This window comes from Vreelandella sp. V005, from assembly GCF_052645115.1.
Genome location: NZ_JBQXYA010000003.1, coordinates 230,256 through 242,902 on the forward strand (window position 1 = coordinate 230,256; position 12,647 = coordinate 242,902).

General features: G+C 55.5%; 12 protein-coding genes. 5 read left to right on the plus strand and 7 right to left on the minus strand.

The annotated features are described in order from the left end of the window. The first annotated feature begins 10 nt into the window (after positions 1–10). Positions 11–385, plus strand: coding sequence for a YbaN family protein (locus tag ACUN8H_RS09690; protein ID WP_445531935.1), 375 nt, complete (start codon positions 11–13; stop codon positions 383–385). 1 nt (position 386) lies between these two features. Here ACUN8H_RS09690 and ACUN8H_RS09695 read toward each other — a convergent pair whose 3' ends face one another. Further along, positions 387–893 carry an Lrp/AsnC family transcriptional regulator gene (locus ACUN8H_RS09695; protein ID WP_445531936.1) on the minus strand — a complete coding sequence of 169 codons (507 nt, stop codon included), beginning with the start codon at positions 891–893 and terminating at the stop codon, positions 387–389. Positions 894–1,121: 228 nt separating this feature from the next. On the opposite strand from ACUN8H_RS09695, the gene ACUN8H_RS09700 reads away from it, so the two are divergent. The 4 genes from ACUN8H_RS09700 (at position 1,122) to ACUN8H_RS09715 (ending at position 4,991) form a co-directional block, all read left to right on the plus strand. Beyond that, complete coding sequence (locus ACUN8H_RS09700; RefSeq protein WP_445531937.1) at positions 1,122–2,138, plus strand: 1-aminocyclopropane-1-carboxylate deaminase; 1,017 nt, start codon at positions 1,122–1,124, stop codon at positions 2,136–2,138. Positions 2,139–2,296: 158 nt separating this feature from the next. Beyond that, positions 2,297–2,635 (plus strand): DUF6482 family protein, encoded by a 339-nt coding sequence (locus ACUN8H_RS09705; protein ID WP_445531938.1) that lies wholly within the window; start codon positions 2,297–2,299, stop codon positions 2,633–2,635. Positions 2,636–2,758: 123 nt separating this feature from the next. Beyond that, on the plus strand, positions 2,759–4,114 hold the full coding sequence (gene mgtE, locus ACUN8H_RS09710; RefSeq protein WP_445531939.1) for a magnesium transporter: 1,356 nt from the start codon (positions 2,759–2,761) through the stop codon (positions 4,112–4,114). Between the two features lie 136 nt (positions 4,115–4,250). Continuing rightward, entirely contained in the window at positions 4,251–4,991 is a 741-nt protein-coding gene (locus ACUN8H_RS09715; RefSeq protein ID WP_445531940.1) for a sulfite exporter TauE/SafE family protein, read from the plus strand. Between the two features lie 62 nt (positions 4,992–5,053). Here ACUN8H_RS09715 and ACUN8H_RS09720 read toward each other — a convergent pair whose 3' ends face one another. The 6 genes from ACUN8H_RS09720 to ACUN8H_RS09745 all read right to left on the minus strand — a co-directional run bounded on the left by ACUN8H_RS09720 (position 5,054) and on the right by ACUN8H_RS09745 (position 12,638). Continuing rightward, positions 5,054–5,947, minus strand: coding sequence for a drug/metabolite transporter (locus ACUN8H_RS09720; protein WP_445531941.1), 894 nt, complete (start codon positions 5,945–5,947; stop codon positions 5,054–5,056). A gap of 36 nt (positions 5,948–5,983) precedes the next feature. Next, positions 5,984–6,709 carry an HAD family hydrolase gene (locus ACUN8H_RS09725; RefSeq protein WP_445531942.1) on the minus strand — a complete coding sequence of 242 codons (726 nt, stop codon included), beginning with the start codon at positions 6,707–6,709 and terminating at the stop codon, positions 5,984–5,986. A gap of 89 nt (positions 6,710–6,798) precedes the next feature. Next, positions 6,799–9,474, minus strand: a complete 2,676-nt coding sequence (locus ACUN8H_RS09730; RefSeq protein ID WP_445531943.1) for a bifunctional diguanylate cyclase/phosphodiesterase — start codon at positions 9,472–9,474, stop codon at positions 6,799–6,801. A gap of 127 nt (positions 9,475–9,601) precedes the next feature. Next, positions 9,602–10,906 carry a TRAP transporter large permease gene (locus tag ACUN8H_RS09735; protein WP_445531944.1) on the minus strand — a complete coding sequence of 435 codons (1,305 nt, stop codon included), beginning with the start codon at positions 10,904–10,906 and terminating at the stop codon, positions 9,602–9,604. A gap of 104 nt (positions 10,907–11,010) precedes the next feature. Continuing rightward, positions 11,011–11,574, minus strand: a complete 564-nt coding sequence (locus ACUN8H_RS09740; protein ID WP_445531945.1) for a TRAP transporter small permease — start codon at positions 11,572–11,574, stop codon at positions 11,011–11,013. Between the two features lie 80 nt (positions 11,575–11,654). Further along, positions 11,655–12,638 carry a TRAP transporter substrate-binding protein gene (locus ACUN8H_RS09745; RefSeq protein ID WP_445531946.1) on the minus strand — a complete coding sequence of 328 codons (984 nt, stop codon included), beginning with the start codon at positions 12,636–12,638 and terminating at the stop codon, positions 11,655–11,657. Positions 12,639–12,647: the final 9 nt, after the last annotated feature.

Here is a 12,647-nt window from a genome sequence, read left to right on the forward strand (position 1 = left end):
GGGAGTAAGGATGAGACTGATCAGCCTCATGTGGGTGGTGCTGGCGGGGTTGAGCTTTAGTATCGGGGTGCTGGGGGGTTTTCTGCCTCTGCTGCCAACGACCGTGTTTATGCTCATCGCGGTTTACTGTGCATCAAAAGGCTCACCGCGATTCGAGGCCTGGATTCGCTCCCGCGAGTATGTCGGCCCCTTACTGATCACCTGGGAGCAAGAGCGCGCCATCCCCCGGCGTGCCAAGCTCGCAGCCGTGAGTATGCTGGCATTGAGCACGCTGATCGTCATCTGGTCACTCGGTCCCGGCTTACTGCGCTGGATGGTAGTTGCCTTACTGGTAATGATTGCGCTGTGGCTCGCCACCCGGCCAGAGCCCTCGTCTTCGCCTTAAGCTAAATCGGCACCTGATGGGTCGAAACCACCTCCCGCAGTCCCATAAACGAGCGAATCTGACGTACGCCGGGCAGGTAGAGCAGTTGCTCTGCGTGTAGCCTGTTGAAGCTCTGACTATCCCGCGTGCGCACCAGCATAAAGTAATCAAACTCCCCTGTTACCACGTGGCACTCCATGCAGCCGGATACCTTCTGGGCCGCTTCTTCGAAGGCGGCGAAGGATTCCGGTGTCGAGCGATCGAGCACCACGCCAATCAATACCACCATGCCTGCTTGGAGCTGTTCCGGGTCTAAATGCGCCACGATCCGGCTGATCACCCCGTCCCGCTTGAGCCTTTCCACTCGGCGCAGGCAAGCCGCGGGGCTCAGGTTAACGCGCTCGGCCAAGGCCACATTGGAAAGCGTGGCGTCATTCTGAAGCAGCTTAAGGATACGCTTATCAATACGATCCAACTCAGGCCCTGGCGGGTGGGCATCCGCGCGTGGATGCGTGACCTTAGCACACACAATTATTTACCTTTTCTATGATTTAACGGTATTAAAAAACGATTTGTAAAACTTATACCATTTTTAGTTGCTTATATAGCAATAATTTTGCAATACAAAAAACTCAATCACCGCTTATTATGGAAAGCTACTCAATATAACAATTTGCGAGCACGCCAACGCTTCACGTCCACCCTCGCCAGGCGCTTTTCATATCGCCACTCTCGCTGTGAAGTAGGAGATTTTTATATGAATCTTAATCGTTTCCCCCGTTATCCGCTTACCTTTGGGCCTTCTCCGATTACACCCCTCAAGCGGCTAAGCGAACATCTTGGCGGTGAAGTTGAGCTCTACGCCAAGCGTGAAGACTGCAACAGCGGCCTCGCCTTTGGTGGTAACAAAACCCGTAAGCTGGAGTATTTGATTCCTGAGGCGCTGGAGCAAGGTTGCGACACACTGGTATCGATTGGCGGCATTCAGTCCAACCAGACTCGGCAGGTCGCTGCTGTCGCCGCTCACTTGGGTATGCAGTGTGTGCTGGTACAGGAAAACTGGGTTAACTACTCCGATGCGGTGTATGACCGCGTGGGTAATATCGAAATGTCGCGCATCATGGGCGCCGATGTGCGCCTGGATGAAGCGGGGTTCGATATCGGCATCCGCCCCAGCTGGGAACAGGCGATGGAGGATGTTCGCCAACGGGGCGGTAAACCCTTCCCCATTCCCGCGGGCTGTTCCGAACACCCTTACGGCGGCTTAGGCTTTGTGGGCTTTGCCGAAGAAGTGCGCCAGCAGGAGAAAGAACTGGGCTTCAAATTTGACTATATCGTGGTGTGCTCGGTCACCGGCAGCACCCAGGCCGGGATGGTGGTGGGCTTTGCTGCCGATGGCCGCGCCCAGCGAGTGATTGGCATTGATGCTTCTGCCAAACCCGAACAGACCCGCGAGCAGATACTGCGTATCGCCCGCCATACGGCTGAGCTGGTAGAGCTGGAGGGTAGCATCGCCGATGACGACGTGATTTTGGATACCCGCTACGGAGGCCCCGAGTACGGCCTGCCCAACGAAGGCACGCTGGACGCCATTCGTCTGTGTGCCCGCCTGGAGGGTGTACTTACCGATCCCGTTTACGAAGGTAAATCCATGCACGGCATGATCGACAGGGTGCGCAACGGTGAATTCCCAGCAGGTTCAAAAGTGCTCTACGCCCACCTGGGCGGCGTACCGGCACTCAATGCCTACAGCTTTCTGTTTCGCAATGGCTAGCGAATAGCCACCCCAATCTAACTTGATCAAATGCCCGTCTGGCCGGTAGCTTAAAAGGCGCTTCCAGGCGGTGCCCCCACATCCTTGCTTAAATAACTGTACAAATGAATAACAGAAATTAGACTCGGCGTATAAGGTTCCTGCTAATGAGGTTCGCCATGTCTGTTATTCTTCCTGCCTACCTCACGCTTACCGACGTTAAGCAACTCTCTGCGCCGCTTCCTGACGTCGAGCTACATGGACTCGATATGGGTTGGTATATCGTGCGCTTACATCGTCATGACTCAATCGGCCTGCTAATTGACGCCAACGGCGAAGCACAGCGTTTTAGCGGTACCCAGTGGGTTAGCCGTGCGCTGGCCCCGTTAGGTTTTACCCACGGCACCGTCACCTGGGCCGATACCACCGATGAAATGATCGGCAATAGCACACCGCCGGTCTCCGCCAAGCAGCGTATGCAGTATGGCACTCGGGTTGCCTTTGTTACCCAGCACTAAGATGCTGCCATTCTCGCCGCGGTCAAATGGCTTTCAACTAAGTCTGCCGATAAGATCCAAGGTGAGCCATCACGAGCTTTCAAGTGATTGTGTTAAAAATGCGTTTTTATAAGGATGGACTCTATGCGCGATGAGGAAAAATATACCAATACTGAGGAGCAACTGCTGTATCTGCAAAAGTTGTTAGACGAAGAAGATACCGCTGCCCTCAACGAGCTATTTCAAGAGCTCGATATATTAGCGATTGCGCGCACGCTTGAGTCGTTCCCCGCTAAAACTCGTGATTTACTTTGGGACTACATCCCAGACGCTGTGCTGGGTGAAGTGCTCGCCGAAGTCGATGAGGATATTCGCGCTGACTATATTGAGGATCTTTCTGCCAGCGATGTTGAGCAAATCGTCAGAGGCTTGGATGCCCAGGAAGTCGCCGAAGTTCTCGATGTTGCCGACGAAGAGATAAAAACCACCGTCTATGCCAGCCTGGATCAGGAGATACGCGCCCAGGTTGAGAATCTTCATGCCTATGAAGATGACGTAGTGGGTCGATACATGGACCCCGAGACGGTCAATGTAAAACAAGGCGTGTCATTAGAGGCCGTACAACGCTATATCCGGATTCATCACCTGCTCGACGATGAGTCGCAGCAAATCATGATTACGGACAAGGAGAAACGTTTACTCGGCACCCTGAGCCTGATTGATTTAATCAAACAACCACAAGAGGCCGTGGTTGATGAGTATATGGATGATTTTTTCACCCTAAACGATCAAATGAAAGTGAGCGATGCCGCTGCGTTATTGCGCTCAAAAGAGCTCCACTTTGTGCCGGTGTGCGATAGCGATGGGTTATTGGTCGGTCAGCTAAACGCTGCCGACGTATTCGAAATCACCCAAGATGATGCTGACATGACGTTGAAACATATGTCCGGCGTTAGCGACGAAGAGGAAGTGTTTACCCCCATTGCGCGCAGCGCAAAAAGTCGCGGCATTTGGCTAGGTATTAATCTGCTGACTGCCTTTTTGGCGGCCTTTGTGATCGGTCAGTTTGAAGCCGTACTGGATCAAATCGTAGCGCTCGCCATTCTCATGCCCGTGGTCGCCAGCATGGGCGGGATTGCAGGTAGCCAAACCTTAACGGTGGTCATACGCGGCTTGGCACTCGGCCAGCTTGCCGGTAACAATAAACGCTGGCTGTATAATAAAGAGCTATGGGTGGGGATGAGTAACGGTTTTGTATGGGCGCTGGTGGTCGGCGGTATTTCCTACCTATGGTTTAGCGACCCGCTGATTACGCTCGTCATCACCCTGGCGATTTTTATCAATATGAGTCTCGCCAATCTTTCTGGTGTCCTCATTCCTTTGGTATTGAAACGCTTACAAATTGACCCCGCCCTCTCGGGCGCAGTCATCCTCACCACAGTAACGGATGTAGTGGGCTTTCTATCGTTTTTGGGCCTCGCGACGCTGATTATTTTGTGACCACAGGCGCTCATTGACAGTAGTGGGAACCACACTCACTTCGCCCGCTAACATTTATCTAATGCTATGCTAATCAGCCCCGTAAAAGTGGGGCTTTTTTGTGCATCACTTTTACTGAAAGACTATAGAGGCTCCCATGCTCCCCGATTACTCCATCATCGCCTGGCTCTTGATTATCTTTTCGGTGTACCTCACCGGGGTATCCAAAGGCGGCTTTGCGGGTGGGTTCGGCACGCTTTCAGTGCCATTAATGGCGCTGGCGATTAGCCCAACCCAGGCAGCAGGTCTGTTGCTGCCGCTGCTGTTGGTGATGGACGTGTTTGCGGTCAAGGCGTGGTGGGGCAAGCAATCGAATGCGGAAGTGTGGCGCTTTGTGCCGGGCTTGTTCATTGGTGTGGCGGTGGGAACATTACTGTTTGGCAGCTTGAGTGAGCAAGGCGTGCGCTTGGCATTGGGAATTCTATCCGTCGTGTTTGCTGCTTATATGCTGCTAAAACCTGTCGCTAAAAAACCGATTTCCAGCCGTTGGGCACTGCCAGCGGCAAGCGTATGCGGTTTCACCAGTTTCATTGCCCATGCAGGCGCGCCGCCAATGAATATGTACTTGATGCCGCGCAAGCTCACCAAAGAGACCTTTATTGCCACCTGTACGATCACTTACGCGGTAGTGAACACCATCAAACTGGGTCCTTATGTGTGGCTTGGCGAGGTCAATATGACCAGCGCCTGGGCCTCACTACTGCTCGTGCCCGTGGCCTGGATCGGCGTACGTAACGGCCTCTGGCTACAGAGCAGGGTCAATGAGAAGCTGTTTTACCGCTTAGTCATTCTGGCCATGTTCGCCGTCGGGATTAACTTGGTATGGCAGGCGCTTTAACCTGGAGCTACTAACCTAGGAAATCTCACTTAGAGATTATCGACCTAAAAAGTCAGCGCTGCTTACAGCGCCACCAACATCAACCCCGCCAGCATCACCAGAGTGCCGAGGGTTTTAGCGCTGGAGGCGGGTTCTTTCAGCCACAACACACCTATTAAAACCCCCACCGGGATGGAAAGCTGACGCAGCGCCACTACGTAGCTCACCTCATCGGTGATTGCCATGGCGACCAATACCAAGCCGTAGGTGCAGGTCATCATCAGCCCGGTGGTGACTAGCATCGGCAAGCCTTGCTGGCGAAGCGCGGGTAGCCGTCGCCGCTCGGCAGGCAGCAGTGCCAGCAGCGGTACCGCCCAGGTCAGCGTCATCACTGCTTGTAGTACCATAAAGACGGTTCCGGCGGTGAGCCCACTGTGTCCCGCGCTTTGCATTAGCCCTAAGGCCTGCTTATCGATGAGTGAATAGCCGACCGTTCCCATCGCCGCCAGCAGCGCAAAGCCCATCGCAGGGGTTATGTAGGTGGAAAACCGGCGCGCCTCAGGATGGCTAAGCGGCAGGCAGAGGGCTCCACCCACTATTAGCGCCATTCCCAGGCCATCCCACATATCCAGCACGCGGCGGCTCAGCAGCGCGATGGAGACCAGAGGCACCAGCACGACGGGCAACACCCTGGCGATGGGATAAAGTACGCTCACCTCTCCACGTGCATAGGCCCAGGCTAAGCCACCCATATAGAGCATCTGACACAGCCCAGAGAGCGCCAGCCAACCCCAAAAAGTACTGGGTAACACCACGAGTGATGGCCCAAGTAACGCTAGCGGAAACATCACCAACCCTGCCGCGCCGTAGGCAAGGGTAAAAGAAGGCAGCGACGGCGCATTGCGTTTGCCCAAGACATTCCATCCGGCGTGCATACACACCGACACCAGCACTAGGGCGAGTGCGGCTGGGCTCAAAAACGCTCTCCCTGTTGAAGCCGTGTAGTGACGGCATCAGGCATGCGCCGATTTCCCTGACAAAGGATTAGGCAAAGAACCGCTTGGCGACCCCCGCCAGTCTAAGCGCCGCCATCCTTCAACGCTGGCCACCTCGGCCAGTACCGGGTCAGGGTTAACCGCCACTGGGCAATCCACGTACTGCAGCAGCGGAAGGTCGTTGCGGGAATCTGAGTAGAAAGTCGTGTGGCTGGGGGTGATCTGCTGCTCGACCAACCACTGCTTCAAGCGCAGCACCTTGCCGCCGCGATAGGAAAAAATGCCTTCGCTGCCGCCGGTATAGCGTGCGTCTTCATTGATGCCATGTTCGATGCTCAGCTCTACCGCCAGCACGTGCTCGATCCCCAGAATGGTAGCGATCGGCTCGACCAGATGACGTGACGAAGCGGAAATCAGCAGCAGCGTATCGCCTGCCTGACGATGCGCTTCCAGGCAGGCCCAGGCTTGTTCAAAAATGCGTGGCTGTAGGTGCGTGGCGACAAACCGCTCGACCTCTTTTTGCACATCTTTAACCCGGCGCCCGCGCAGCGGCGCCAGGGTCATGGCCAAATACTCTTCGAGCTTTAACTTACCCGCATGATAGGCCTGCTGCATCTGCACTGCCCGCGCCATGAAGGTCTCGGCATCACTGACCCAGCCTTGCTCTATCATCCATAAATTCCAGCGGTCGCTGCAGTCTCCATCCAGGAGGGTGTCATCAAGATCAAACAGAGCCAGGCGCATGGGGGCACTCCTATCATCGCGGGTTGGCGGCGCGTAGGTTATGCCAGAGGTGATGACAAGACGATGACGCTGGGGACGATATTAAGCGGCTACTCGTTTAACCACGCTGCAGCAAACTCATTCGCCGGTAACGGCCGGCCGAACCAATACCCCTGGGCTTCGTTACAGCCCATATCCGCCAGCAGGCGGGCCTGTTCCTGGGTCTCTACGCCTTCTGCCACCGTTTTCATCTCTAGCGCTTGCGCCATGGCAATGATGGCCTGCACGATGGTGCGGTCGTGGCGGTTATCAAGCATTTCGCGCACGAAGGAGATATCGATCTTGAGTGCGTCGGCGGCAAAGCGCCGCAAATAGGAGAGCGATGAATAGCCTGTACCGAAGTCGTCAATCGAGAGCGCATAGCCCGCTTGCCGCATGGTGTGGGTAATTGCGATCGCTTGATCGGGGTCACGCATAAAATCACTTTCGGTAAGCTCTAGCGCAATAGCTGTGGGTGAAACCCCCGCCGTCAGTTGGGCAATATGGCTCGTCAACTGTGGGTCGGCGAACTGTTGGGCGGAAATATTGATCGACAGCCTGCCAGGCAGCGCCATCAAGAACTGGCTGTTCCAAGCGATGAGTTGCCTCGCGGATTCCTCCAGGACCCAATCGCCCAGGGCACGAATCAGCCCGCGCTCTTCGGCAAGAGGGATAAATTCCCCAGGGCTCACCCATCCCCACTCCGCGTCATACCAGCGGCACAGGGCTTCAGCACCGGTCAATTGCCCGCTGGAAAGGTCGACCTGGGGCTGAAAATAGAGTTCCAACTGGTGGTCGCTGATCGCCGCACTGAGCCTTTCGGTCATGCGCTGGCGACGCTGGAGCGCATGGCGCATGGTTTGGGTGTAGGGGCAGGTACTACTGTCGCGGCGTTTGGCGTGGTGAAGCGCGATACTGGCGGCATTGAACAGTTCACTCGCTTGCGTCACATCGTAGGGATAACGGGCATAGCCTATGCTGATATCAAGATTAAACACGCGGCGTTCCAGATACAGGGGCTGCATCACCGCAGAGCGAAGTTGTTCGACCAGCTCGCGGATGCTTGTTCCACCGGCGTCGGGCACCAGCATGGCAAACTCATCGCCGGATAACCGCGCCAATGGACCACAGGCATAGCTGATCATCTGTAAACGATCCGCTACCGTCACCAATAATTGATCACCCACCTGGTGGCCATGCAGGTCATTCACTTCTTTAAAGCGACGAATATCCAATAGCAGCAGCGATAGCCCCTGCTTAGCGCGGCGAGCCTCGGTCCACAGTTGCCCCAATAGCACCATAAATCGAGCGCGGTTGGGTAGGCCGGTGGTGCTATCCGTATAGGCCAACTGATGCATGTGGCGATGGTCTCGGCGACGTTCAAGTTCAGCCGCCGCGCCCGTAGAAAGTATTTGTAGCACCGAGGTAGCGAAGGCATTGGTGGTTAGCGGCTGGCGATAAAAGACCATCATGACCCCAATAGCTTCGCCGTTGGCGTTATCCAGGCGACGTCCGATCCATGCCCGGATGGGTAGCTGCGTGCCCGCCAAACGTTGCGGTGGGCCGTCATGCACTACCGCTTCGCGCTCCAGTACGACTTGCTCACTCGGTGACCCGCGCAAAGCAAAGGCGTACTGTTCGAGCTGAGCCCCCTCGACGACCATACTGACCGTGGTCGCCTGGCCATAAACCTCGTGCTCGCCTTGCGGGGAGGTATGCAGCAGCGCAATAAAACCGGCATCGGCTTCCAGCACCTCGACCAGTGTAGCAATCAGCTGCTGAAAATAGCCGTCTCCCACCCGCGTCGTCACAGTGGAAGCAACCTGCAACACGGCGTTTTGCACCCGCTGCGACTCTTGCTGATCGGTCACATCCGAGATAAAGCCTTCCAGGCAGACAATCTCACCATCGTACCCGATGACCGCCTGGCCCTGTTCCCACATCCAGCGGCAGCTACCATCACGATGCTGCAAGCGGTAGACCACTCGATAAGGTCGCTTGTGGGCGATCGCCAACTGCACTTCACTAAAAAGTTTTGCCTGGTCATCAGAATGAATCAACGCGGCGAAACTGGTGACTCGGTTACCCTGCAGTTCATCCGGCCGGTAGCCGGTCAGCGCCTCGGCTCCCTGGCTCACTACCTGCATGGTCCAGTCTCGGTCGTTAAAGCAGCGGTAAGCCATGCCCGGCAGATGGTTGAGCAGCGTATCCAGGCGTCGCTCACTCTCCCGCGCGATTTCTTCGCTTTCTCTTAAGGCCTGCTCTGCCTTTTGCCGACCAAGCTCCGCCCCGGCCTGTGCAGCGGCAATTTGCAATATTTCCCCAGCTAACCCATCGAGCTGCATAGGCGAATTTTTAAGCACTGCCAGCAGGCCAATCAGTGCACCATCCGCCGCATAAAGGGGACGCCCCAGATAACTCTCGGCACCTAGCTCGCCAAGTAGTTTATCGTTAGGAAAGCGCAGCTGAACATCATGCGCATAAAGGCAAGATTCACTGCCTAAAGCGGTTTCGCAAGGCGTGCCCACCAGCGGATAGGTGACATTGCTAATCAAACGCCCATTGGACCAGACGGCTAACGTCTCTGCTTGATGCAACTGAGTAATGTCGGCCACTAGCACATGATCGACATCCACCAAATTTGCCAAGCGCTCCACCAGCTCGGCATAAAAGCGGGGGCTTCCACTGTGGCCCATCCCTTCTGCCAACTGGCGAAATATGTCTGCTGCGTCCTTCTCCGAGCGCATTGGTGGTGTCCCCTATTCCCGCTTTTGCTTCAGCTTAGCTCGAAGCGAGGCCACAAAGAAGCACCCATTAAACACCCAAGCCTTTATAACGCTACTTGGATGTTTAAACGTGAACAGTATTGGGCCGCTAGCGGGTCATTGCCTCGGGCAGATAGAGCGCAATGCCGGGGAAGATATGCATTAAGGCAATCGCCAGTAGCATTAATAAAAAGAACGGCAGCGTGGCGCGCGTAATGGTCAAGATATCTTTACCGGTCAGCCCCTGAATTACGAACAGATTGAAGCCCACGGGTGGAGTAATCTGCGACATTTCGACGACGATCACCAAATAGATACCAAACCAGATGAGATCGAATCCTGCTGCACTCACCAGTGGCATGATGATCGCCGTCACCAGCAAAATCAGCGAAATACCGTCGAGAAAGCAGCCCATCACTAGCAGCAGCAAGGTGAGCGCGATCAGCAGCATGGTGGGCGACAGGCCCATTTCGCCAATTGCCTGAGCGAGCTTCATCGGCACTTGGGTAAAGCCCATGGCCGAGGTTAGAAACGAGGCCCCTGCGATAATGAAGGCGATCATGCAGGCGGTACGCACGGCGGCAAACAGCGAGCTTTTGAAAATATTGCGATCAAAATGACCATTGAAGCGGGCAATCACAATCGACAGCACCACGCCAACTGCTGCGGCCTCGGTGGGTGACGCCAAGCCGCCATAGATCGAGAAAATAATCCCGCCAATTAGCAGAAGAATGGGCATCAGCGACCAAGTATTACGCAGCTTCTCAGCAAAGCTCATTCCCGACTCATCTTCCCCGGTCAGCCCTTCACGGTTGCCTTTGAGCAGCGCCCACGCGATGAGATAGCTCATGAAGAGCGCCAGGATCATCAGGCCAGGGCCGATACCCGCCATAAACAGCCTGGAGATCGACTGCTCGGTGACCACGCCGTAGACAATCAGTACGATGGAAGGTGGAATCAGCAGCCCCAAGGTCGAAGCGCTGGCCAAAGTACCAATCGCCATATTGCTGTCGTAGCCCCGCCGCTCAAGCTCCGGCAGTGTCATCTTGCCCACCGTGGCACAGGTGGCCGCTGAGGAGCCGCACACTGCCGCAAACATGCCGCTGCCAATGATATTGGTATGCAGCAAACGCCCGGGCAGGCGGTTTAGCCAGGGTGACAGGCCGCGAAACATATTATCGGCAAGCCCCGACCGAAAGAGAATTTCCCCCATCCAGATAAACATGGGCAACGCCGTCAGGTCCCAGCCGTAACTCGCCCCCCAGAAATCTGAGGCCAGAATAGAAGCGGGCGAAAAGGAGCTAAAGAACTCGAGCGCTATCCAGGCAGTACCGATCAGCGCGAAGGCGATCCATACCCCGCTCCCCAGCAGCAACACAAGCGTAAAAATGGTGGCGAGACTTAGTAGCAGCACGAGGATCTCTCCAATTTAAGGGACAGAAGCGCCTGGAGTAAAAGCGTCGTTAAAAGAGAGATAGCTAAAAGCGGGGGGCTTAGAAACAATAGTAAGGTCGTCATTTAGTACCCCTCGCTGTCATCTGGGGCCGCCGCTTCGCGAAAACTTGAAGGGTCGCGAATGGCAATCCGGATTGCCATGAACAGGGCTTCAGCCAGCGCCAGGCAGAGCAGTCCTACGCTGGTCGCAAGCACTAGTTGGGGAATCCACAGTGGAATCGACACAAAACCCGAAGATACATCGTTGTACTGGATGCTCTCCTGCGCCAAGCCCACCAGGCCGTAACTGAGCATCAGGCTGATCGCCAGAGCAATAATCAGGCAGAAGACTTCAAACCACACACGGATGGCCGGAGGCAAACGGGTAATCAACAGCGTCACGCGAATATGGGCGTGATGCACAAAGGTGTAGGCCAAGCCCAGAAAGGTCGCCCCGACTAATAAGTAAGACGCAATTTCTGAAACGCCGGTAATACTCAGGCCTAGCCGGCTCAATCCCACCAGCACCAGCAGCGCATCTACCAGGCGGAAGGTTACCTGGAGCGCGATCAGGGCACAGATAGCCACCATGCACGCCGCCGCACCCCAAGCACCGAGGCGATAGAGTTTGTCGAATTTAAACGTCATGTTCGCAGCCTCATGAAGCGCGCGGGAAAAGCAGGGGCGATGGCATTACCGCAGCCCCTGCAAGATCGTTGGTAAGGCTATTAGCTATCGCGTTGCTCGCGATAAGTTTCCAGCGCCTGCTTGGCTTCATCATCGGCGCGTGACTGCCAATCTTCAAACAGCTTGTCACCCGCGCCTTGCAGCGCCTCGGAAATGGCCTCATTCGGCTCAGAAACCGCAATACCGTTCTCTTCCAATGCGTCCAGACTTGCTTGGTTATCTTCGCGGCTCATTTCCCAGCCACGCTTTTCAGCCTCAGCAGCAGCTTCCATCAAAGCTTCCTGGGTCGCTTCATCCAAGCCATCGAAACTGCGCTGGCTGATGAAAACAATGTTTTTGGGCAACCACAGGTTAGCGTCGGTGTAGTCGGTGACATAGTCCCAAGCCGCCATGGAGTTGCCGGTAGAGCTCGAGGTAATCATGGCGTCCACACGGCCAGTGCTAAAGGCGGTGGGGATATCAGACTCTTCGGTTTCCGTGGGGCTACCGCCCAGGTTGTCGACGAAACGCTGCGTATTGATGTTGGGCGCACGCACGCGCAGGCCTTCAAACTGCTCAGGATCGGTGAGCGGCTCTGACGTGTAGATTCCTTGCGCAGGCCAAGTGACCGCGTAAAGCGGAATCAAACCTTCATAGGCGAATAGCTCGGTGATCATTGGCTTGGTAGCTTCCCACAACGCGTAAGCATCATCGTAGCTGCCAGCCACCCCTGGCAGTGTGTCCACTTCGAAAATGGGGTCATCATTGGAAAGTACCGAAAGGAAGACTTCGCCCGCATCGATGGTGCCACGGCGAACCGACGACTTGATTTCACCATGCGATACCAACGAGCCGCCGCTATGTACGGTAATGGTTAATTCGCCATCGGTAGCTTCGGCCACGTCCTCGGCGAACTGCTTGTTGTTTTGGGTGTGAAAACTGGCATCACCGTAAGGCGTGGCCATGGTCCACTCAGCTGCTTGAGCCGTTACCGTTAAACCGCAGGCAGTCGCCAGTAGCAGTGATGTCGTTATTGTCTTGCGCATTGTGAGAAC